Annotated in this window: 20 protein-coding genes; 10 read left to right on the forward strand and 10 right to left on the reverse strand. The window is 73.4% G+C overall.

Annotated features, from left to right (window positions below):
* Positions 1 to 214: 214 nt before the first annotated feature.
* Both ABZ484_RS26515 and ABZ484_RS26520 read left to right on the forward strand, forming a co-directional pair.
* Complete coding sequence (locus ABZ484_RS26515; protein ID WP_358868427.1) at positions 215 to 1,714, forward strand: helix-turn-helix domain-containing protein; 1,500 nt, start codon at positions 215 to 217, stop codon at positions 1,712 to 1,714.
* 525 nt (positions 1,715 to 2,239) lie between these two features.
* The gene (locus ABZ484_RS26520; protein ID WP_358868428.1) at positions 2,240 to 3,709 is read left to right on the forward strand and encodes an MFS transporter; all 1,470 of its coding nucleotides are present in this window, start codon (positions 2,240 to 2,242) and stop codon (positions 3,707 to 3,709) included.
* Between the two features lie 269 nt (positions 3,710 to 3,978).
* Here the strand turns inward: ABZ484_RS26520 and ABZ484_RS26525 are convergent, their stop codons facing one another.
* From ABZ484_RS26525 to ABZ484_RS26535, 3 genes are all read right to left on the reverse strand, one after another.
* On the reverse strand, positions 3,979 to 5,094 hold the full coding sequence (locus ABZ484_RS26525) for a PP2C family protein-serine/threonine phosphatase (protein ID WP_358868429.1): 1,116 nt from the start codon (positions 5,092 to 5,094) through the stop codon (positions 3,979 to 3,981).
* 56 nt (positions 5,095 to 5,150) lie between these two features.
* Entirely contained in the window at positions 5,151 to 6,347 is a 1,197-nt protein-coding gene (locus tag ABZ484_RS26530; RefSeq protein ID WP_358868430.1) for a beta-1,3-glucanase family protein, read from the reverse strand.
* Between the two features lie 278 nt (positions 6,348 to 6,625).
* Complete coding sequence (locus ABZ484_RS26535; RefSeq protein ID WP_358868431.1) at positions 6,626 to 7,504, reverse strand: Gfo/Idh/MocA family oxidoreductase; 879 nt, start codon at positions 7,502 to 7,504, stop codon at positions 6,626 to 6,628.
* 315 nt (positions 7,505 to 7,819) lie between these two features.
* Here ABZ484_RS26535 and ABZ484_RS26540 point away from each other — a divergent pair, with 315 nt between their 5' ends.
* Entirely contained in the window at positions 7,820 to 8,638 is an 819-nt protein-coding gene (locus ABZ484_RS26540) for an SAM-dependent methyltransferase (protein WP_358868432.1), read from the forward strand.
* 127 nt (positions 8,639 to 8,765) lie between these two features.
* On the opposite strand, the gene ABZ484_RS26545 is transcribed toward ABZ484_RS26540, so the two are convergent.
* Together ABZ484_RS26545 and ABZ484_RS26550 are read right to left on the reverse strand one after the other, a co-directional pair.
* The gene (locus ABZ484_RS26545) at positions 8,766 to 9,686 is read right to left on the reverse strand and encodes a helix-turn-helix transcriptional regulator (protein ID WP_358868433.1); all 921 of its coding nucleotides are present in this window, start codon (positions 9,684 to 9,686) and stop codon (positions 8,766 to 8,768) included.
* A 120-nt stretch (positions 9,687 to 9,806) separates the two neighbouring features.
* Positions 9,807 to 10,037, reverse strand: coding sequence for a DUF397 domain-containing protein (locus tag ABZ484_RS26550; protein WP_358868434.1), 231 nt, complete (start codon positions 10,035 to 10,037; stop codon positions 9,807 to 9,809).
* Between the two features lie 209 nt (positions 10,038 to 10,246).
* Between ABZ484_RS26550 and ABZ484_RS26555 the strand changes: the two genes are divergently transcribed.
* The 4 genes from ABZ484_RS26555 (at position 10,247) to ABZ484_RS26570 (ending at position 12,437) form a co-directional block, all read left to right on the forward strand.
* Positions 10,247 to 10,774: an ATP-binding protein gene (locus ABZ484_RS26555; RefSeq protein WP_358868435.1), complete on the forward strand. Its 528-nt coding sequence runs from the start codon at positions 10,247 to 10,249 to the stop codon at positions 10,772 to 10,774.
* A 43-nt stretch (positions 10,775 to 10,817) separates the two neighbouring features.
* Positions 10,818 to 11,363, forward strand: coding sequence for a hypothetical protein (locus ABZ484_RS26560; protein WP_358868436.1), 546 nt, complete (start codon positions 10,818 to 10,820; stop codon positions 11,361 to 11,363).
* Between the two features lie 425 nt (positions 11,364 to 11,788).
* Positions 11,789 to 12,034, forward strand: coding sequence for a WhiB family transcriptional regulator (locus tag ABZ484_RS26565; RefSeq protein ID WP_358868437.1), 246 nt, complete (start codon positions 11,789 to 11,791; stop codon positions 12,032 to 12,034).
* A 145-nt stretch (positions 12,035 to 12,179) separates the two neighbouring features.
* Entirely contained in the window at positions 12,180 to 12,437 is a 258-nt protein-coding gene (locus ABZ484_RS26570; protein ID WP_358868438.1) for a DUF5133 domain-containing protein, read from the forward strand.
* A 74-nt stretch (positions 12,438 to 12,511) separates the two neighbouring features.
* Here the strand turns inward: ABZ484_RS26570 and tgmB are convergent, their stop codons facing one another.
* Positions 12,512 to 13,495, reverse strand: coding sequence for an ATP-grasp ribosomal peptide maturase (tgmB, locus tag ABZ484_RS26575; RefSeq protein WP_358868439.1), 984 nt, complete (start codon positions 13,493 to 13,495; stop codon positions 12,512 to 12,514).
* A 15-nt stretch (positions 13,496 to 13,510) separates the two neighbouring features.
* Positions 13,511 to 13,702 carry a putative ATP-grasp-modified RiPP gene (gene tgmA / locus ABZ484_RS26580; protein WP_030175376.1) on the reverse strand — a complete coding sequence of 64 codons (192 nt, stop codon included), beginning with the start codon at positions 13,700 to 13,702 and terminating at the stop codon, positions 13,511 to 13,513.
* A gap of 295 nt (positions 13,703 to 13,997) precedes the next feature.
* On the opposite strand from tgmA, the gene ABZ484_RS26585 reads away from it, so the two are divergent.
* Positions 13,998 to 15,074 (forward strand): hypothetical protein, encoded by a 1,077-nt coding sequence (locus ABZ484_RS26585; protein WP_358868440.1) that lies wholly within the window; start codon positions 13,998 to 14,000, stop codon positions 15,072 to 15,074.
* Positions 15,075 to 15,179: 105 nt separating this feature from the next.
* Here the strand turns inward: ABZ484_RS26585 and ABZ484_RS26590 are convergent, their stop codons facing one another.
* The gene (locus ABZ484_RS26590) at positions 15,180 to 16,358 is read right to left on the reverse strand and encodes a hypothetical protein (RefSeq protein WP_358868441.1); all 1,179 of its coding nucleotides are present in this window, start codon (positions 16,356 to 16,358) and stop codon (positions 15,180 to 15,182) included.
* 313 nt (positions 16,359 to 16,671) lie between these two features.
* Between ABZ484_RS26590 and ABZ484_RS26595 the strand changes: the two genes are divergently transcribed.
* Positions 16,672 to 16,911: a chaplin gene (locus tag ABZ484_RS26595; RefSeq protein ID WP_358868442.1), complete on the forward strand. Its 240-nt coding sequence runs from the start codon at positions 16,672 to 16,674 to the stop codon at positions 16,909 to 16,911.
* A 283-nt stretch (positions 16,912 to 17,194) separates the two neighbouring features.
* Here the strand turns inward: ABZ484_RS26595 and ABZ484_RS26600 are convergent, their stop codons facing one another.
* Positions 17,195 to 18,559, reverse strand: a complete 1,365-nt coding sequence (locus tag ABZ484_RS26600; protein WP_358868443.1) for an FAD-dependent oxidoreductase — start codon at positions 18,557 to 18,559, stop codon at positions 17,195 to 17,197.
* A 185-nt stretch (positions 18,560 to 18,744) separates the two neighbouring features.
* On the opposite strand from ABZ484_RS26600, the gene ABZ484_RS26605 reads away from it, so the two are divergent.
* Positions 18,745 to 19,635, forward strand: a complete 891-nt coding sequence (locus tag ABZ484_RS26605; RefSeq protein ID WP_358868444.1) for a DMT family transporter — start codon at positions 18,745 to 18,747, stop codon at positions 19,633 to 19,635.
* Between the two features lie 145 nt (positions 19,636 to 19,780).
* Here ABZ484_RS26605 and ABZ484_RS26610 read toward each other — a convergent pair.
* The coding region (locus ABZ484_RS26610) for a SigB/SigF/SigG family RNA polymerase sigma factor (RefSeq protein ID WP_358868445.1) at positions 19,781 to 20,589 on the reverse strand (809 nt) is incomplete at its 5' end.

Consider the following 20,589-nt stretch of genomic DNA (forward strand, 5'->3'; position numbering starts at 1 on the left):
AGGCTGCCCCCCGGCCCTGGGCGTGTGGCTTCGCCGGCCGCTCACCTCCCCCCGTGCAGCGCCGGCGAAGCCCCTTCCCTCCCTCCGCACTCCCCGTCGCCCCCGGCATGGGTCACAGCGCTCGGCCCGGGCGGCCGGCGAAGGCCGCTGGTAACGTCCCTGACCGAGAACGCCGAGGTCAGCGCGGCGCACGACGAGAGGGGCAGGGGCCGACATGGCCGGCCAGGAGGACGGAGCCGTCACGGCAGGCGGGCGGGAGAGCCGCCGTACCACATGGGCCGAGGAGCTCCTCGGCCAGCTGCGGCCGGCCGGGCGGGACGTGCGCAAGGTCGTGGCCTGGCTCGCCGAGGCCGCGCACGGCACGGCCTGCCTCCTCGACGGCAGCGGCGCACTCCTCGCCGGCCGGCCCCTGCCCCCGGCCGAGGAGCTGGTCGCGGACGTCGCCTCCGGCCGGTTCGCCTCCGCGGCGCTCGAGGACGAGGGGCACCACCTGCGCGTGGTGCGCCTGGGGGATCCGCACTCGCCTCCGGCCGGTGTGCTGGCCGTCTCCCGCGCCGCGCCGTTCGACCGGGAGGCGGCCGACATGCTCAGCCACACGGCGGGAGTGGTCGAGCTGCTGCTGCGCGCCCACGAGAGCGGCGAGGCCGGACGACGGCTCCAGGAGGCGACGTCCGCGCTGCGGCTGGCGGTCCTGCAACTGCTGATGGTGGAGGACACCGTCTCGGCCCGCCGGGTGGCCGCCGGCCCGTGGCCCGGTCTCCTCGACACCGACACCGCGCACGTCTACGTCCTGGAGACACACCGTGAGGAGCGCGAGCGGCTCGCGGCCGACTGCCTGGACGCCACCGGCGGGCAGGCCCTGGTCGTACGCTGCCCGGCGGTGGACGGCCATGTGATCGTGGTCGCCCCCGCCGAGACCACCGGCCCGGCCCTGCGCTCGCTGGTGGGCGGGCGCCCGCACACCTTCCTCGGCGGCAGCACCCGGCACAGCCTCGCCCGGACCGCGACGGCGTATGGCCAGGCGGTGAGCGCACTCGCCCTGGCCCGGTTCCACCCGGACGGCACGGCCGTGTACGCCGAGCGCACCCACCCCGAGCGCCTCATGGACCCCGGGGCGCTGCTCGCCTGGTCGGACCGGCTGCTGCGGCCGCTGGACGCCCTGCCCCACCACACCCGGGCCGAGCTGGTCGCCACCGTGCGGCTGGGGCTGGAGTTCACCGCGGTCAGCGCCGCGCGGATCCTCGGTGTGAGCCGCAACACCGTCCGCGCCCGGATGGAACGGATGGAGCGGCTGCTCGGCACCGACTTCTCCCCGCTGACCGTCCGTGCCGCCATCCACCTGGCCCTGAACGCCCAGGCGGGCCTCCACGACGGGACCGCCGCCCCCGCGCCGCGGGACCGCGCCTCAGGCTTCGGTGATCTGCTGTCCGGGCCGGCGCTGCGCACCTGGGCGCACGAGCTCCTCGGGCGGCTGGCGGCGGACACGCGGGACCTGCGCGGCACCCTGCGCGCCTGGATCGCCGCCGGCGGCAACGCCGAGCGCGCCGCACGGCTGCTCGGTGTCCACGCACAGACCGTGCGGGAGCATGTCCGTGGCGTGGAGCCCGTTCTGGAACGACGGCTCCTCGACACCGGCAGCGATCTGTACGAGGTCGTCCTGGCCCATCTCGTGGTGGGCGACCTGGAACCGCCGGCCCTGGACGGGCCCGGATGAGCGCCTCGAGGCCATCGGTGTGCACGAACGAGGGCATAGCGGACTCAGTTGTGCACGGGTGAGCCCTTCGGCCCGCCGAGAGGGCACCGTCGCGATGTCGACGGCTGCGGAGAGCGACGTAGGTTCGACACACCGCGGAGGCGGGACCGGAGCGGGGGACCGGTCCGGCCTCCACCGGACACGGAGACGGTACAGGGACGCATCTCACAGCGGAGCCCTTTCCCGTACGGCGGTGTGTTCCAGGTCTCTGTCCGCGGCGTGGCCTGTGAGGAACACCACCACACCGCGAACTCCCGTGCGGCGCATGCCAGTTGAGGTACGCGTCGGCCACCGGGAAGCGGTGTGATCGTCGACTGTCCCCTGCCCTGGGTCAAGATGGGCAGCCGCTGTGCCGGCCACGTCTCACCGTCGAGCCGCCCCTGGCGCCACAGCACGGCAAGCCGTCCGGTCTCCGACAGAGAACGTCTTTCTGTGGCTTCTTCCACCACTGCTCCTTCCCCCCAGCGCTCGACCACGCCGCGCCGCGTGCTCCTGCCCTCTTTCCGCCGCCCGGACCGCCGGGCGGCACAGAGCGAGGACCGCGCCCCGTGGCGGGCGCTGCGCCACCACAGCATGCGCTGGTGGTCGGCCGCCAACCTGGTGTCCAACGCCGGCACCTGGATGCAGCTGACCGCGCAGAACCTGCTGGTGCTCCACCTCACGGGCTCCGCGGCGGCGACCGGCCTGTCGCTGTCCGCGCAGGCCGCGCCCGGGCTGCTGCTCGGCCTCCTCGGCGGCGCCGCCGTCGACGCCTGGCCCCGCCGGCTCACCGCCTCGGTGAGCCAGGCCCTGCTCGCCCTGGTCGGCTTCCTCACCGCCGGCCTGGTCGTCACCGACCATCTGACGGTGCCGGTCCTGATGGTGCTCGCCGCCGTAACCGGACTGATCGCCACCGTCGACGCGCCCGCCTGCGCCTTGCTCGGCAACGATCTCGTACCCACCAAGGACGTGCCCTCCTCGATCGCGCTCGGCTCGGTGGTGAGCGGGGCCGGCCGGGTGGGCGGAACCGCGCTGGCCGGAGTCGTGGTCGGCCTGTGGGGCCCCGGAGCGGCGTACGCCGCCAACGGAGTGTCCTTCCTGGCCGTCGCAGCGGTGATCCCCTTCCTGCGCCCGCACCCCGAGGCCGGGCAGGCGCCGGCCGCGGCGCCCCGGCAGCGGAAGCGGAAGGCCGCCGGGGCCCGGCAGGAGGCGGCCGCCGGGCCGGCCTCCCGGCGGGGCACCGGAGCGCGCGAAGGCCTCGGCTTCTTCCTGCGCCGACCGCGGCTCATGGCCCTGGCCGGCATCACCGCGCTCAGCAGCGTCTTCGGCCGGAACTACGGCCTGACCCTCGCCGTGCTGGTCACCGGGCCGCTCGGCGGCGCCGCCGGGGCCTTCGGCACGGTCTCCAGCGTGCTGGCCGTGGGCGGTGTGGCGGGCGCGGTCCTCGCCGGACGCCTGCGCAGCCCCTCCGTACGCCTGGTGGGCGCCCTCGCCGCGGCTGGAGCGGTGCTCCAGATCGCCGCCGGTCTGTCTCCCACCCTGTGGGTCCTGCTGTTGCTCGTCGCCCCGATGGCCGTGGTGGAGTCCGTCTCGGACACCGCGGGCACGACGGTCCTGCAGACCGACCCGCCGTCGCACATGCGCGGCCGGGTCCTCGGTGTGTGGCGCACCGCGAGCACCGGGTGGAGCCTGGTCGGCCCGCCGCTGCTGGGTCTGCTGATGCAGACCGCGGGGGCGAGGGGCGCCCTGGTGATCGGCGGCGTCCTCATCGCCGGCGCCATCGGCACCGGCGCCCTCCTGCGCGACCGCCGCGCACGCCGCGCCCCCGCGGACCGTACGGCCGGCGTGCTGCCCGTCACGATCGGCACCACAGTCCCCGCCGCGCGACGCCCGGCGCCGTCTCGGCCCGTCCCCGCCGCCTGCACCACTCCCGGACATGGCGAGCTCTGCGCCGCGGGCTGCGCCGCAGCCGCCTGAGCCGACCCCGTCACCATCCGCTGATCCCGGTCCTGTCACCGTCGGCCGGCCCCGGTCCTGTCACCGTCGGCCGGCCCGCAGCCCTGTCGCCGTCGGCCGGCCTCGCGGCCCTGTCGCCGTCGGCCGGCCTCGCGGCCCTGTCGCCGTCGGCCGGCCCCCGGCCCGCGGCCCTGTCGTCGGCGACCGAGCCGGCCCCGTGGCCGTCGACCGAGCCAACCTGGTCGCCGTCGATCGAGCCGGCTCCGTCTCCGCCGCCTGTACCAGCCCGGTCAGGGAGCGTCCGGCGGGCAGGGGGTCAGGACGAGCATCGTCACGTCGTCGCGGAGCGTGCCGCTGTGCGCCAGGAGATCGGCCAGCACATGACCGGCGAGAACGGCCGGGTCCCGGTCGGCGAGGCCGGGCAGACGGTCCAGCAGGGGGTAGAACGCGCCGTGGGCGTCACGGGCCTCGGTGACCCCGTCGGAGGCCAGGAACAACGTGTCACCCGGCCGCAGCGACAGCACATGCCCGTCCTGGTCCGGCACCCCGTCGGACAGGCCCAGACCCAGGGGTGTCCACGGCACGAGCTCGATCTCCATGGCCTTCCCGTCCCGCAGCAGGACCGGGGGAGGATGGCCGCACGTCACCATCCGCACGGACCGCGCGTCGCCGGAGAACTCCAGCAGAACGGCGGTCGCGAACAGCTCCGCGTTCCTCACTTCCGCCGAGTCCACCACGAGCCGGCGGTCCAGGGCGGCGGCGACCGCCGTGAGGTCCGGCCGGTCGAGCACCGCCTCGCGGAAGCTCCCCAGCAGCGCGGCGACCGTGGACACCGCCGCCAGGCCGTGCCCCTGCACATCGCCCATGACCGCCCGTACGCCGTTCGCGGGGCCCCGCCGCACGTCGAAGAAGTCCCCGCCGACCAGCGTCCCGAGCTGCGCCGCCCGGTACAGGCCCGCGCAGCGCACCGTACCGACCCGCTCGGGCAGCGGCGGGACGACGGCCCGCTGCGCGGCCTCGGCGACCATGCGCTCCAGGTTCAGCTGAGCGTCCCGGCGGCTGCGCACATAGGACAGGAACACGCTCAGCACGGCGACGAAACAGATCGTCTCCAGATCGGTGTTGCCCGGGCGGTCCAGCCCGAACACCGGCACGGTGAGCAGAACCACCACCACGCAGCCCAGCAGCGCGGTCGCCAGCGGACCGTACGACATCACGGCCAGCGGCGGGATCGCACCCAGCAGGAAGCCGATGTCGATCGGGTTCGGGCTCGCCAGCGTGACCGCGCCCACGACGGCGATCAGCGCGAGCGGCAGCACCCGCACCCAGCGAGGCGGCGGCGCGCCCCGCAGCCAGCCCCGCCGGTGCGGATCCCGGCGCGCCGCCGGAACAGGCACCTTCACCACACCACCACGCTGCTACGCCCCCACCCCACCCGCACGTCGAGACCCCCCGGCGGAATCTAGAAGGAGGTAAGGGTCAGGCGGATCTCCGTGGGGGCCGTGTCCTGGATGTAGGAGGCGAAGTCCGCCACGTCGTCGAAGGCGAAGCCGTACGCCCTGCCGTCCGTGGTCGCCGCGTGCATGGCGGCGGCGTAGTGGTTGGTGACGGCGGTGCGGTAGAAGGAGGAGGCGCCGGTCACCGGCTGGGCGGCGGAGGCCAGCAGCGTGGAACGGTTGAAACCGGCACCGAGCACCGCGGCGACGGGCCCGGTCGTCCCGTCGTTGGGCGCGGCGAGCGCGCCGTCGCAGAACAGCACGTCCCGGGTGGACGGCCGGTCGAAGGAGACGGCGGCCGGCCCCGCGAAGACGAGCTTCCCGCCGCGCACCCGGCCGGTGAACGTGCCCGCGGCGGTGGCGACCGTGAGGTCCCTGCCCGTGTACGTGCTCCAGACCTCGTCGATGTACGGGGCGAAGTAGTCCTTCGCGAACAGCCCGGCGTCCAGTCCGTGGCCCGGGGCGATCACCCGGGTGTCGTCCACGACGAACTTCCCGAACCCCTCGGCCTGCCGCACGGCGGCGAACGCCGCCGCCCGCCCGCCGTCGCGCAGGGTACCGGTCGTCTGGTCCCGGGCGCCGGTCAGGCGGATGCTCATCGGCACGCTGAACATGTCGACCATGGTCGTGTTGCAGAACATGCCCGAGGCGTTGTACGTGAACTCGGCGCAGTCGTGCAGCACCGGATGGTTGGGGTCGGAGGACACCCACCCCGCCGGGTACTGAAGGGCGGGGTTGCCGGCCCCGTCGGTGACGGCCCGCAGCTTGAGCTTCTGCCCGAGGGACACATAGATCCGGCCGGACATCCGCGGCAGGGACAGGTGTGTCTCGCCGCTGCCGGCCAGCGGTATGGCGTAGTCGGTGAAGCCGTCGGCGCCGTTGTCCGAGACGGCGATCGGCGCGAGCGTGCCCTCGGGCGTGACCCTGACCTGCCGGCCGTCCTGGTTGCCCACGATGTACACGTGGACGGAGGCGTTGCCGAAGGATCCGGTGCTGTTGACGATCGTCAGCGGAAGCGTGTCCGTGGCCGCGGTGGTCCGCGACGCCGTGCCCGCCAGGGCGTGCGGGGCGATCACGGCGGCGGCGGGCGCGGCGACCGCCACGCCGCCGAGAGCGGCGAGGAACTTCCTGCGGCCGAGGGTGCGCTGGTGGCGAGGGGCCATGTGGGGGTGCCTCCTTGGGGCGACGCGTGCGTGGGGGAGCGACGGCGGCAGGCGCGCTGAGAGCGCTCTCACGGCCGTCGGGGTCCCCGATGCTACGCAGCACCGCGGAGCGCGCAACCGTCGCGGCGCCGACCCAAAGTGCTTGAATCCGCGCCTACTCGGGTAACGCGGTCGGGGGCCGGCCGTCGCTTAATCCACGTTTAAGGGCCCCTTAATTTAAGGGGCCCCTTAATCCGGTGCGGGCGCCCGCTCACCGGCTCGGCCTTCCGCCCCGCCCCTCAGCGCGCCAGCAGTGACTCCGCCGTCGCGAGGATCTCCGTGACCCGCAGGCCGAACGCGGCATCGCACAGATGCGGGCGGCCGGTGCGCGCGGCGGTGAGCAGCGCGTCGGCCGCCCGCGCGAAGGCGGCGACCGCCTCCTCGGAGCTCTCGGGAAGGGTGGTCACCCCGGCCGTGCCGCGCAGTTCCACGGCGGCCCCCGCCGCCGCCGGCGGCGCGGTGAGGCTCAGGGTCAGGGTGCTCGAGGCGCCGCCGGTGTGATCGAGGACCACGTGCACGGTGTCCCCGGGCCCGTGCGCGGCGGCCGAAACCCGGCGTACGTCGCCCAGCACCGGCAGCAGCACCGACAACGCGTGCGGGCCCACGTCCCACAGGGCGCCCTTCTCCCGCCGCCACGGCGAGTCGGCGAACGGGCTGTCACCGGTGAACACCGCGCCCAGCCACTCGGCCCGCGCCGTGAACCAGCCGTCCCGCCCCGCCTGCGACGCGATCCAGGACGCCGGCCCGGTCTGGAACCGGGTGGTGAAGAAGACCACCGAGGCCACCTGGGCCTCCCGGGCCGCCTCGACCACGGCACGGCCCTGGGACACCGTCGCGGCCAGCGGCTTGTCCAGCAGCAGATGGCACCCGGCGCGCGCGGCACGCACGGCCAGATCGGCCTGTACGTCCGGGGGGAGGGCGACCGCGACCGCGTCCACCTCGGCCAGCAGGGCGTCAACGTCGTCGTAGGCGCGGGTGCCGTGGCGTCCGGCCAGCTCCTTGGCGGCGTCCGCCCGCCGTCCCCACACGCCGGCGAACTCCAGTTCGCCGTGCCCGCTCAGGGCGGGAGCGTGGACCATCCGGGCCCAGGGGCCGGTGCCGAGCAGTCCTATGCGCATGCCGCTGCCTCTCCGTGGTGTCGAACGAGCGGAGCGGAATCGGTTCCGCCCCTCCTGGCCTGTCGTGACCGAGCGTGTCACAGCCGCCGGGGCTCGGACAGGCGGGCACCGCAAGTCCGTTCGAAAACCGGGGTGTTGAGGACTCGGCCGAGGGCCTTCCGAAGTGAAGACTTCGTGACGATCGGGCAGTTCGGGCGCATGTTCCGTGCTGTCGTTCGTTCGTGGACTGGTTCGGCCGAACACCGCTTCCGTACGATGTACTCTCTGTCAAACCGGCCCAGTTGGCGCGGTGGATTCGGCGAATCTGGGGGATCGATGCCTACGGAGAACCAGCTGTCCACGAAGATCGACGAGAATGTGCCGACCGCCGCGCGCATGTACGACCACTACCTGGGCGGCAAGGACAACTACGCGGCGGACCGCGCCGCGTGCGAGGAACTCGACAAGGTCGTCCCCAGCACGCGCCGGCTCGCCCTGAACAACCGCCGCTTCCTCCAGCGGGCCGTCAGGGTGATCGCCGAGGAGTACGGCATCCGTCAGTTCCTCGACCACGGCTCCGGCCTGCCCACCCAGGACAACGTCCACCAGGTCGCCCAGCGGATCTCCCCCGAGACGCGCGTGGTGTACGTGGACAACGACCCGATGGTGCTGGTCCACGGCCGCGCCCTGTTGCAGCAGGACGAGCGCACCGCGGTCATCCACGCCGACATGCGCCGTACCGACGAGATCCTCGCGCACCCGGACACCAAGCGACTGATCGACTTCTCCGAGCCGGTCGCCGTGCTGTTCAACTCGGTGTTCCACTGCATCCCGGACAGCGACACCGACGGCCCGCTCGCGGTGGTCGAGCGTGTCCGCTCGCATCTCGCGCCCGGCAGCATCATGCTCATGTGCCAACTGGTCAGTGAGGACCCCGAGGTCCGCGACTTCGTCACCAACTTCATGGACCAGGCCACGCAGGGCCACTGGGGCCGGGTGCGCGAGCAGAAGGACGTGCACGAGTGGTTCGACGGCCTGGAGATCCTCGAACCGGGACTGGTGGAGGTCTCCACCTGGCGGCCGGACACCGAGGTGGCGCCCCGTCAGCTCACCCATGAGTGGGTGGAGTTCGGCGGTCTGGGGCTGCTCCGCTAGGCATCCCGCCGGGGCCGGCGAACGGCCGGCTCCGGCACACGGCGCGGTGGCGGTGCGATCGGCGCGGTGGCGGTGCCGATGATCAGGACCGTGTCGGCGCCGGTGATCGGGGCGGTGTCGGTGCCGATCAGGGCGCCGCGTAGCGGTCCTTCACCGTCTTGCGCAGCAGCGCCAGGGACTCCAGAGGCGTCAGCGCCTCGTCGGCCAGCCGGTCGAGCGCGATCCGGTACTCCTCCGTCTCGTCGCGGTCCTCGAGGAAGTTGGCGCTCCGGATGTGCTCGAGGTAGACGACGTCGGGCAGGTCGAGCCCGCCGAATCGGAGATACGTGATCGGGATGTTGGGCGCGGAGGCGTTCGTCACGTCCAACGGCACGACCTGCAACGTCACATTGGGGCGCTGGGCCATCTCGACGAGACGGGTGAGCTGGTCGCGCATGACCTCCCGGCTGCCCAGCACGCGCAGCAGCACCGACTCGTCGATGATCGCCCACAGCTGGGGCGCGTCCTGGCGTGTGATCAACTCCGAGCGTCGGGTGCGCAGTTCCACGCGCCGCTGCACCTCGCCGGCGGAGGCGGTCGGCAGCCCGCGCTCCACCACGGCCCGGGTGTACGCCGGGGTCTGGAGCAGACCGGGAACGTACTGGATCTCGAAGGTGCGGATCGCGGCGGCCGCCTCCTGAAGCCCGACCAGCCGGTCGAACCACTCGGGCATCAGCCGCTTGTCGTAGCGCTGCCACCAGCCGGGCTCGCCGGCGCGCCGCAGCAGCTTCAGCAGGACCGAGGACTCGTAGTCGTCGGTCTCGTACAACCGCAGCAGGGCGTGGACGTCGGCCTCCGCCGGAGGGCGACGTCCCTTGCCCGACTCGATACGGGAGAGCTTGGCGGCGCTGAACCCCAGTGCGCGTGCCGCCTGCTCCTGCGACAGACCGGCGTCCTCGCGGAAACCCGCCAGCTGGACGCCGACCAGCATCTTCAAAAGCGTCGGGGCCGGCTCTGACCGGTCCAGATACGGTTCGAGGCGGGAGAGGCGATGCGGCTCGGCTGACATCCTGACTCCCCAGTGGACCGGCAGACTTGAGGTTTACACTATCGCACCGCCCCGCTGCGGAGCGCATCCGTCAGCGCAAGTCGTTACACCCCTTCCGCTTCGCCGCGCGGGCGGCGCGGCTCACAGCAAGTGGTCGAACTCGCCCTCCTTCGCGCCCGCCAGGAACGCGGCCACCTCCGCCGGGGTGTAGACCAGGGCGGGGCCGTCGGGGTCGCGGGAGTTGCGCAGCGCGATGTCCCCGCCGACGAGGGCGGCGACCTCCACGCAGTTGCCCTCGGCGTTGCTGTGCCGGCTCTTGATCCAGCGGGTGTCCAGGGAACTGGCCCGCACTCCGTTGCGCACTGGTGGCACCACATTCTCCTTGCTGTTCACGTTCCGCCGTGAGGAGTGCCCGGCCCGCTGCCGGGGCCGGCCGCGTCCCACCGGACCCTTCACGTCGCCGAGCACTTTCACGAGAAATTTCGCGTGCAATTGCACGCGGAGGCCTTCAGCGTGGATAATAGCCGTGGCGTCAACCCCTCGGTCGGCGCCCCACGGTGACGTCGCATCAGGGAGATGCCGTGCCTTCACCCGCGAGCCCGCAGCTCGGAACGCCCAGCGCGCCGACCATGGCAGCGCCGTGGACGGCTCCGCCGGGCACCCCGTCCGGTCGGGAGCCGGACGTGGTCACCGGGGCGCTCGCGGCCGCGGCGCTGCGCATCGAGTGCGGCCGGGAGGGCTTCGCCCGGGCCCGCTCCTTCACGCGCCGGACACTGTCCGGCTGGTCGCTCGACCACTGCGGTGACGATGCCGCCGTGGTCGTCACCGAGCTCGCGGCCAACGCCGCGACGCACGCGGTGCCGTTCGCCCCCGAGGGGTGTACGGACGTCTGGCTCGGGCTCGCCCTCGACGGCGCTCACCTGGTGCTCACCGTCTCCGACCCCTGTGGCAGCCGCCCCGTGCCCACCCACCCGGCCGGCCCCGGCCTGGCGGAGCACGGCCGGGGCCTGGGCATCGTCGACGCCCTGGCGGAGGAGTGGGGCTGGACCCCGAGACCGCCGGAGGGCAAGACCGTCTGGGCCAGGCTGCCGACCCGCCCGCCCCACTGACCCACCCTTCCCCCGTACGCCCGCCGCGGAAAGGCCCGACGCCATGCGCACCGCACCGACGGAGCAGCCGAGCACACAGCGCACCGACCGCGCGACGACCCCGACCGGCGTGGCCGCCACCACGCCCCTGTCGGCACTGGGACAGGTGCCCTGGAGCGAGATCAGGGACTCCACCGGCCCCGCGAGCGCCATCCCCCAACTGCTGCGCAGCGTGGCCCGCGCGGACGCGGACACCGCCCGGGCCGCACTGGAGGACCTGCGCACCCGCATCTGCCAGTACGGCTTCGTCGTGGAGCAGGCGACCGCCGCCACGGTCCCGTTCCTGTGGGAACTCGCCCAGCTGCCGCACGTGACCTGCCGGGCGCAGATCATCCAGTTGCTCAAGAACATCGCCGACGCCCGCCAGTGGGAGTCCGTCGCCGCCGTCTACCCGAAACTCCTCAACCACCGCGAGAACCCCGTGGTGTGGGAGCGCAGGGCGCGGCAGGCCGTCCGGGCGCGACGGGGAGCCCTGCGGACGCTGCTGGCGGAACAGGACCGGGAGATCACCCGGGCTTCCGGCGAGCTCGCCGACGCCCTCGCCGACTGAGCGGGTGCCGAAGCGCTCGCCGGCCGGGCGGGCGCCGGCATTTCTCCGTCGGCACCGGCCGGCACCTCGCCGTGTGCCCGGGCGGCTCGGGTCCCCGAGCGGGCGCGGAGATTCCCCGCCGAACCACCGCCGTCGCCGCAAGGCGTGCGTCCTGGGCGGCTCATGACGGCTTGTTCTTCTGGCCGCCTGCTGCGTGCCGTTGACCCAATCTTGGCCGAAGGCCCTCAAAGCACCTATATTGCGGATACCTCTGCCGGGTCGTGCGGCGCCGAGACGCCGCAGACGGGAGCTGCCCGGACATGTGCGGCCGAGTGTTCAGCGGAGGCCCCGGTGGGCATCACCCAAGGAATCGAGCGCGGCGCGCGAGCAAGCCGCGCGCTGCTCCAGGCGTCCCGCACCGCGCGCGGTGCGACGGAGAAGTGGCCATGAACTGGCGCGAGCGCGGAGCGTGCCGCTTCGAGGACCCCGAACTGTTCTTCCCGCTCGGGGACGGCGTTCTGTCGCTGCGGCAGACGGAACAGGCCCGCGCGGTGTGCCGACGGTGCCCCGTGCTGCGCGAGTGCCGGGCCTTCGCCCTGCGCCACAGCGAGTACGACGGCGTCTGGGGCGGCATGACCGCGGGGGAGCGCCGCGCCACGGCGCGCGGCAGATCCGGGGACCGTCGCCGATGACGGCCCACGGGCCCCCGACGTCGCTCCGCTGTTGATCCACCGGAAATCGACGGAAACCGGACAATCATGTGCCGCTAGGCGGTCGGTATGCATGGCACGGCGTGCCTGGGGCATACGCAGGAAAAATTCGAGAGAGGGGCGCTCCGTGCTGGTTCCGGACCCGAAGGTCGTCAGGACGTTGCTGACTCGGTACGCATCGCTGAAGATCGCTCAGGCGGAGAGGGAACGGGCCGAGACGGCTCGGGAGCTGGAGGACGTCACTTACACGTTGTGCGTCATGATGGGCGCCACCAGCATCGACGACGCCATCGCCCGGGCGGACGCGCTGCTGCTGGACGCGGGCCGGGCGGCGCAGGCCCCCACGGACACCGACGGGGCGGACGGCCTGTCCCTGGCCGTGTGACGCTTCGCACGAACGTCCGGGACCTCCGCGGCACTTCATGGCACTGCGTGCCGACGCGGCGCACCGCCGCCGTCTCACGGAGCGACGGTGCGCCGGTCGTCGACATACCCGGGCTCCCCCGGGGCGGAGCGGGCCAGCCACGCGGCGACGGTGCGGGCGATGGGCAGACCGGCCTCCACCTCGACGAACCCGAACTGACCGGACTGGTTGCACTCCAGGAACCACCAGGTCCCGTCGGAGTCCTCGGCGAAGTCGAAGGCGCCGTAGGCCAGTTCCGCCTCCTTCAGATAGCGGCGCACGGTCGCCGCCACGCGCGGCGGGACCTCCACCGGCAGCCACTCAGTGGTGGAGGGGGCGAAACGGACGTCCACCTCGTCCGGGTCTGCGTCCGCCGGGGTCGCCTTCCGGGCGGCCAGCAGCGTCTCGCCGACCGCGGTCAGCCGGATGTCGGCCCGCTTGGCGATCCGCCGTTGCAGCAGGGTGGGGCCGTAGGCCACCGCCGCGAAGTCCGTGTCGGGTGCGACACGGCTGGCCGGCACCGCCCTCGGCGGATCCTGCGGATGCGCGCCGGAGACCGGCTTGACCACCAGATCCGGGAACCGCTCGGCGAACTCCCGGGCGACCTGCGGAAAGGTCGTGATGAGCGTGGCCGGCACCGGCAGGCCGCAGCGCTGTGCCAGCCGCAGCTGCCACGGCTTGTGCCGGGCCCGCCGTGCCGCGTCGGGATGGTTCATCCAGCGCGCCCCGCTGCCACGCAGCATGCCGTAGAGCGCCTGTGACGCCTCCTCGGTGAGCCACGCCGAGGGCTCGGGCGCCCGGGCGGCCGGAACCCCCGGCCGGCGCACCCAGACGGACCTCAGGCCGCTCACGCTCACCAGCCGTCCCCCCGCGGACAGATGGCCGCGGAAGGAGCCGTGCACGTACTCGCCCGAGAGGGCGACGCCCGCGGTCAGATCGGCCGGATCCAGCCGGACCACCGGGACCGAGGAGGCGTTCAGGTGCACCACCACCATGTCCGCCGTCACGTCCTCCTCGCCGGTGAGGATGAGTACGGTCATCGTCGCCGGCCGTGTTCAGTCGTCGAAGTGCGTCTTGGAGCCCGCCGTGGAGGTGGTGGTGCCCAGCTCCCTCAGCAGCGCGTGGTCGCAGGCGGCGATCCGGCCGTCGAGGAGCACGTTCAGCTGCAGTCCGGAGTCGTAGACGTACGGCGTGGCGGCCTCGCGTTCCACGGCCGGACGTGCGTAGTTGAGCGCGAACGGTTGCATCGTCTCTCCCCTGTCGGTGCAGCCGCGATCAAGCGGTGGTCGTCCTTGCGGCGTCGCTTGGCCCGCTGACTTCGTTTCGGGTTCCCGAGACTTATACGAATCGAACGGGTGAATGGTTTCCTTACGGAGCGTAGTCATGGCCGCCGGGGCACCGCGCGCCTGCCGTGCGCCTCGCTCACCCCGGTGGCTCTCCCGGGTGGCGAACGGGCGGAGCCCGCTCTAGTAATGGTCAGGGTAAGTCGCGTGCCGCACTTCGGGGTTGCAGGAGCGGCCGCACCCCTCCCCTGGAGCCCAGATGACCACCCGCCCTTCACCACCCCAGTCGGACCAGTCCGTCATCTCCTTCACCGAGGAGGTCCCCTGGGCCGGACCGCCCGGCGGGACGGCGGGCGGCGGCGAGGGCGCCGGTGAGCGTGCGGACGGCGATGCGCCGAGCGGGCTGACGGGGGCCGCCGTCGGCGACCGGAGCGTGGAGGAGGTCGCCCGGCTCGTCACCCTGCTCCGGGAGTCGCCGCAGTACGCGGACGCCGCCGTCCCCGTGCTGCGCGCGGTCGCGGTGGACCGCCCGGTGGAGGACGTGGCCCGGCTGGTCGCCGAGCTCACCCGGCCGCCGTCTCCTGCCGACAGCGCCGACGACACCATCCGCGCCGCGGTCGAACACCGGCCCGTCGAGGACGTCACCCGGCTGGTGACCCTGCTGCACCGGGAACCTCAACTGCCCCACTGCGGCCGGGCGGCGGTCCGGGCGGCGGCCGACGCCCGCAGCGCGGAGGACCTCGTGGAACTCATCGGCCGGCTCGCCCGCGACCGGGACCCCGCGCAGCCCCACGGCGCCGGGCACGCGCCGGCGCTCCCCGGCGAGGAGCCGATGACCGGGACGATCGGACCCGGCGGTTACTCCGGAGCCCCGGACGCGCCCGAGGCCGAAGGGACGGACAGCGGCACGCCGCGGTCCGGTGGGTGGAAGGGCCGGCTGGCCTTCTGGCCCAGCTGGCTGGCCGCGGCGGCGCTCGTGGTGTGCGGCGCCGCCCACTTCCCGCTGCGCCGCGAGGGCGCGCCCGTCTACGCCTACGGCATGACCTTCGCGGCCTCGGTGCTGTGCGGGGCGCTCGCCCTCGCGCTGGCCCTGCGGCCCGGGGTGGCGGTGCTGGTCGCGGGAGCGGTGGTGCCGGGAGCCCTGGCCGCCCTCGGCTACGTCGAAGGCCGGTTCGCCTCGGCGGAGTTGTCCCGGGCGCTGGCGATCACCCTGGCTCCCCCGGCGAGCGCCGGGCTCACCGCGGTGTGCGCGTCCCTGGCCTCGCTGGCCGCCCTCTCGCTGCTGCTCATGGTGCACGTGGCCGAGCGGCATCCGGCTCCACGGCCCTCCGGCTGACCCGGCCCGGCCGGCACGTCTGCGGACGCGGGGGAGTCGGCAACCGACGACAACGCCGCTGAGGGTCCCCCCACGCCCTTGAGGCAGTGGGGGAGGGCGGCGGGGTCAGGTTCCGCCGTGCGGGTCCGAGGGGCCCGGTGAGGGGCCCGCATCCCCGGCGTCCTCCTGCTCCGGGACCGTGCCCGGGCGCGGCGACGGGGCCGAGCCCCTGAGCCGCTCCAGGCCGCGCGCCAGTTGCCGGAAGGGAGATCCCGTGGCGGCACGGGCCGGTTTCCGCGCGGGGGGAACGCCCTCGGCTCCGGCCTCGCGGAGGACGGCGAGGGCTTCGTGGGCCCGGTCGGCCGCCTCGCGGTACAGGTCCCGGGACTTCGTCATCGCCTCCAGGGCCTCGGCGTACATGGCCACCAGCTCACGGGCGTGGGCGAGCTCCTCCTCCAGCGTCCTCAGGTGCCACTGCTCGCGCAGCGCGGTCAGGGCGTCGTCGGCGCCGTCCGGCAGGGGCCGGCGCAGCGCGGCGAACCGTGTGATCGCGTCGAGCAGTTCGGTCGGCTCGGTGCCGTCCAGGAAGACGCTGCGCACGGAGAACTCCTGCGCCTCGTAGCCGGGCGCCGCCGGGTGGCCGGGCAGGACGACGGCGCCGCCGCGGGGCACCCGGGTGCCGAAGTCGTCCAGCACCCAGTTGACGGCCCTGAGCCGGTGCGGTGCGGCACGGTGCTCCACGACCCGGTGGCGCAGGCCCTCCGGCAGCGGCCCCAGCAGCGTCGCACGGCCCCGTTCGTCGGGAGTCATGGCCTCGTGCACGACGACATGGACGCACCAGGTGTCGCGCACCGCGTGCCGCAGCACGCGCCGGAGCTCCTTGTCGTCGTCCGGGAGCGGGTTGACGTCCCCCAGGCGCAGTCCGGTGACGGCCTCCCGGTCCCAGCCGGCGTCGGACCGCCGCGGCCAGAACATGGTCGCGGGGGACGGCCACCGCGGATCCCAGGCCCGTTCCGCCTCCGCCACCAGCACCCAGTCCTGCTCCTCCGCGGAGCCGCGGCGGGGCGACAGGGCGAGCCGGGCGCGTACGGTCACCTCGCCGGGCGCGAGCCAGCGGGCTTCGAAGACGTGTTCGCGGGCGGTGTCGGCATCGTCGGGTTCGAGATGGCTGTGGACGACGTCGTCGGCCTTGAGCTTCTCCAGGTGGCGCCGTACGGCGTCCGCCGCGCCGGGACCGGTGTGGCGGCCGCGCGCCGACCACACCGTGGGCGGGGCCGCGGGACGGGAGGAGGAAGAGTTCGACATGGGCCAATCTGCGTGCGGGGACGGCGTGCGCTTTCCAGTATCAACCAGAGCGGATCATGATCGGCCGACCGGGGCGCGTGCCGGGCCCGCGTCGGGCGCGCCGGCCGGCCCGGAGCGCCGCGGCGTGAGGTCGCCGCGCGCCCGATCTGCCTGCGGCGTCGCCCGTACGGCCGCACACCCGGTTCCCCGTTCGGTCCAACCGACGCCCGGGGAGACTGACATGTCTACTCCGTTCGGCCGTGGGGTGATGGTCTGGCGGCGGTTGACGCCCTCACTGTGGAGGCACCTGCTACTTCGAGCGACAGGAGTTCTCATGAGGATCCGAATGACGGCCGCCGCGGTCCTGGCTGGTGCGGCACTGGTGGCGGGCGCGGGCACGGCCGTCGCCGACGACGGCGCCACCGCGACCGGCACCGCCTCCAACAGCCCGGGCCTGATCTCCGGCAACGTCATCCAGGTCCCACTCGACCTCGACCTGAACGTGTGCGGGAACACCGTCGACGTGATCGGTGTGCTCAATCCCGCCGCCGGGAACGCGTGCGCGAACAAGTAAGGAAGCCCCCGACGGGCAGCAGCCGGACGAGCCGTACCCCGATCCCGGGGTACGGCTCGTTCGCGCGCGGGGCCCGGTGTGTTCCTCCGGCACCGCGGACGGGGCACGCCCCGATGCGGATGGTGGGCGGGCCCCGTCCGCCGACCATTGTGGTCGCCGGTGCCGTCCCGCGACACAGGAGTGCGGGCGCGCGGCCGGGTGGGGCGCGCACACCCCGTGCGCGGGGCGCGGGTCCCGTGCGCGGCACGCGGTTCCCCGCCGCGCCTTGCCTGCCGTCGCGGCGCTACGACCCGCTGGCCCGGAGCATGTCCTCGCGCTCGACGATCTTCACCCGTTCCCGGCCCTGCGGCTCGCCCAGCGCCTTCTCCGCGGCGTCGAGGCGGTACCAGCCCTCCCAGGTGGTGAAGCGCACGTTCCGCTCGGCCAGGAAGGCGTCGACGGCCTCCGGGCCGGGGGAGGCGGGGGTGTGCAGGCGCCCCGCCGCGTAGTCCTCCAGCAGGTTGGCGACCGTCTCGTTGGCGTCGCCCTTGGTGTGACCGATCAGGCCCACCGGGCCACGGCGGATCCAGCCGGTGACGTACGTCGACTGCGCGTGCTCGCCGCTCTCGCCGATGATCCGGCCGCCCTCGTCGGGAACCGTGCCCGTCTCGTCGTCCCACGGCAGCTTGGGCAGCGGGTCGGAGAGGTAGCCCACCGCACGGTAGACGGCGGTGACGTCCCAGTCCTTGAAGGTGCCGGTGCCCTTGACGTTGCCGGTGCCGTCGAGCTCGGTGCGCTCGGTGCGCAGGCCGGCCACCCTGCCGTCCTCGCCGAGGATCTCGGCCGGGGACTCGAAGAAGTGCAGGAACAGCTTGTGCGGCCGGTCGCCCGCATCGCGGATCGCCCAGTTCTCCAGCGTCTTGGCGACCATGTCGGCCTGCTTGTTGCCGCGCCGGGTGGCGATGGAGCCCTCGTCGTAGTCGATGTCCTCGGGGTCGACGATGACCTCGATGTTCGGGGAGTGGTCCAGCTCGCGCAGCTCCATCGGGCTGAACTTCGCCTGCGCGGGACCGCGCCGGCCGAACACGTGGATCTCCAGCGCCTTGTTGGCCTTCAGGCCCTCGTACACGTTCGGCGGGATCTCGGTCGGCAGCAGTTCGTCCGCCGTCTTCGCCAGGATCCGGGCGACGTCGAGGGCGACGTTGCCGACCCCGAGCACGGCGACCTTCTCGGCCTGAAGCGGCCAGGTGCGCGGCACGTCCGGGTGGCCGTCGTACCAGGAGACGAAGTCGGCGGCGCCGTAGGAGCCGTCCAGGTCGATGCCGGGTATGGGCAGGGCCCGGTCGGCCGTGGCGCCGGTGGAGAAGATCACGGCGTCGTAGAACGCGCGCAGGTCGTCCAGGGTGATGTCGTTCGGGTAGTCGACGTTGCCGAAGAGCCGGATCTGCGGCTTGTCGAGCACCTGGTGCAGCGCCGTGACGATGCCCTTGATACGGGGGTGGTCGGGGGCGACGCCGTAGCGGATCAGGCCGAACGGCGCCGGCATCCGCTCGAAGAGGTCGATGGACACGCCCGGCTCGGCGGCCACGCCGGACTTGAGCAGGGCGTCGGCGGCGTAGATACCGGCGGGGCCGGCTCCGACGATGGCTACCCGCAGGGGGCGGGGCATGATCAGGTTCCCTTCGAGCGGTGACAGGCGACTCGACGGCAACCCTAAATTAAGGCAAACCTAAGTTGGTACCGGGGTCCGGTCTATGAGGTCATAAGGCTCGATTATGGGTTGACAAAGGAGCCGTGATGGGTGGCGGTGCCCTGCGGCAGGACGGGACGCGTTCCGTCGGGCATGGTGGAGCTGTGATCGGGTTGGCCGTGGTCTTCGCCGTCCTGGGGGCGGCCAGCAATGCGATGGGCACCGCCTTCCAGCGGAAGGCCGCCTCCACCGTCGCACAGGGCGGCGGACTGCGGCTCCTGCTCGCCCTGGCACGGCGGCCGGTCTGGCTGGCCGGCATCTGCGGAGTGCTCGCCTCGGCCATGTTCCAGGCGCTCGCGCTGGTCAACGGGCCGATGGCGCTGGTGCAGCCGCTGTTCATCATGGAACTGCCGTTCGCCCTGCTGGCCGCCGGCGTCCTGATGCGCCGCCGGCTGCCCGGCGCCGGATGGTGGGCCGTGGCCGGCGTCGTCTGCGGTCTGGTGCTGGTCCTGGTCGCGGCCTCGCCCTCCGGGTCCAAGGACCAGGCGTCCATGGTGCGCTGGGTCCCCGCGCTCATCCTGTGCCTGGGGGCGATGGCGGGGGCGGTCGTCCTGGCCCGCCCGGGGCGTCCTCCGCTGTTCCGGGCCGCCGTCCTGGCCGCCGCCGCGGCCATCGGCAACGCCCTGACCGCCGCCATGCTGAAGTCCGCGAGCGGCGTGCTCGACGCCGAGGGCCTCGATGCCTTCCTCGCCACCTGGCAGACCTACGGATTCGCCATCGTGGGCGTCAGCTCGCTGCTGCTGCTGGAGAACGCCCTCCAGGCCGGATCGCTGGCGGCCTCCCAGCCGGCGCTGACCATCGGCGACGCGACGGTGAGCCTGCTGCTGGGCGTCATGCTGTTCGGCGAGCACGTCCGTACGGGCGTGTGGCTGCTGCCGGAACTCGTGGGGGCCGGGCTCATCGCGTGGGGTGTGGTCCGGCTGACGCGTGTGGTCCCGCACGCCCAGCAGACCCTGGTCGGCGACGGCCGCACGGGCACCCGGGCCGGCCGCTGAGCCGCACGGGCACCCGGGCAGGCCGCTGAGCCACCGTACGTACGAACCTCGCCCCCGCCCCCGCCTCGGCGGGCACGCGAAACGGGGCCGGACGCCGCCCACCTCCCCAGGACGGCGGCGTCCGGCCCCTGGACCCGGTGTCGGCTCAGCCCGTGGCGAGCAGTCCCTGCCGCAGCCGGGCGAGCAGACGGTTGAGCAGACGGGACACGTGCATCTGGGAGATGCCCAGCCGCTCCCCGATCTGTGCCTGGGTGAGCTCCTCGACGAACCGCATGTGGATGATCTGCCGGTCCCGCTCGTCGAGGTCCGCCAGGAGCGGGGCCAGGCTGTGCACGTCCTCCACGAGCTCCATGGTCATGTCCTCGGCGCCGATGAAGTCGGCCAGGACGCTCTCACCTTCCTCGCTGCCGCCGACGGCCGCGTCCAGGGAGGCGGAGGTGTAGCCGTTGGAGGCCACCATGGCGTCGACGACCTCATGCTCCGGCAGGTTCATCAGCCCGGCCAGCTCCTGCGTGGTGGGCTTGCGTCCCAGCCGGCTGCCGAGCTCCTCCGTGGCCCGGGCGAGCTCCACCCGCGCCTCCTGAAGCCGACGCGGCACGTGCACGGCCCAGGAGGTGTCCCGGAAGAAGCGTTTGATCTCGCCGACGATGTAGGGCACGGCGAAGGACGTGAACTCCACCTCGCGGGCGAGCTCGAACCGGTCGATCGCCTTGATCAGCCCGATCATGCCGACCTGGACGATGTCCTCCATCTCCTGGGGGCCCCGGCTTCGGAAGCGGCCGGCGGCGTAGCGCACCAGGGACATGTTCATCTCGATCAGCGTGTTACGGGCGTACTGATGCTCGTGCGTGCCCTCTTCCAGGGTCGCCAGCCGGTCGAAGAACAGCCGCGACAGCGCCCGCGCGTCACTCGGCGCGATCTGCGAGGGGTCGGCCACCTCCGGCAGCTCCGTAC

The organism is Streptomyces sp. NPDC006393 (genome assembly GCF_040628575.1).
GTDB lineage: Bacteria > Actinomycetota > Actinomycetes > Streptomycetales > Streptomycetaceae > Streptomyces.

What these genes read in the sequence shown, in the direction of transcription:
- ABZ484_RS26600 (WP_358868443.1), bottom strand. Translation starts at nt 18,559, where the DNA reads ATGCCCCGCCCCCTGCGGGTAGCCATCGTCGGAGCCGGCCCCGCCGGT.
- ABZ484_RS26530 (WP_358868430.1), bottom strand. Translation starts at nt 6,347, where the DNA reads ATGGCCCCTCGCCACCAGCGCACCCTCGGCCGCAGGAAGTTCCTCGCC.
- tgmB (WP_358868439.1), bottom strand. Translation starts at nt 13,495, where the DNA reads ATGACCGTACTCATCCTCACCGGCGAGGAGGACGTGACGGCGGACATG.
- ABZ484_RS26540 (WP_358868432.1), top strand. Translation starts at nt 7,820, where the DNA reads ATGCCTACGGAGAACCAGCTGTCCACGAAGATCGACGAGAATGTGCCG.
- ABZ484_RS26535 (WP_358868431.1), bottom strand. Translation starts at nt 7,504, where the DNA reads ATGCGCATAGGACTGCTCGGCACCGGCCCCTGGGCCCGGATGGTCCAC.
- tgmA (WP_030175376.1), bottom strand. Translation starts at nt 13,702, where the DNA reads ATGCAACCGTTCGCGCTCAACTACGCACGTCCGGCCGTGGAACGCGAG.
- ABZ484_RS26560 (WP_358868436.1), top strand. Translation starts at nt 10,818, where the DNA reads ATGCGCACCGCACCGACGGAGCAGCCGAGCACACAGCGCACCGACCGC.
- ABZ484_RS26585 (WP_358868440.1), top strand. Translation starts at nt 13,998, where the DNA reads ATGACCACCCGCCCTTCACCACCCCAGTCGGACCAGTCCGTCATCTCC.
- ABZ484_RS26515 (WP_358868427.1), top strand. Translation starts at nt 215, where the DNA reads ATGGCCGGCCAGGAGGACGGAGCCGTCACGGCAGGCGGGCGGGAGAGC.
- ABZ484_RS26595 (WP_358868442.1), top strand. Translation starts at nt 16,672, where the DNA reads ATGAGGATCCGAATGACGGCCGCCGCGGTCCTGGCTGGTGCGGCACTG.
- ABZ484_RS26545 (WP_358868433.1), bottom strand. Translation starts at nt 9,686, where the DNA reads ATGTCAGCCGAGCCGCATCGCCTCTCCCGCCTCGAACCGTATCTGGAC.
- ABZ484_RS26565 (WP_358868437.1), top strand. Translation starts at nt 11,789, where the DNA reads ATGAACTGGCGCGAGCGCGGAGCGTGCCGCTTCGAGGACCCCGAACTG.
- ABZ484_RS26590 (WP_358868441.1), bottom strand. Translation starts at nt 16,358, where the DNA reads ATGTCGAACTCTTCCTCCTCCCGTCCCGCGGCCCCGCCCACGGTGTGG.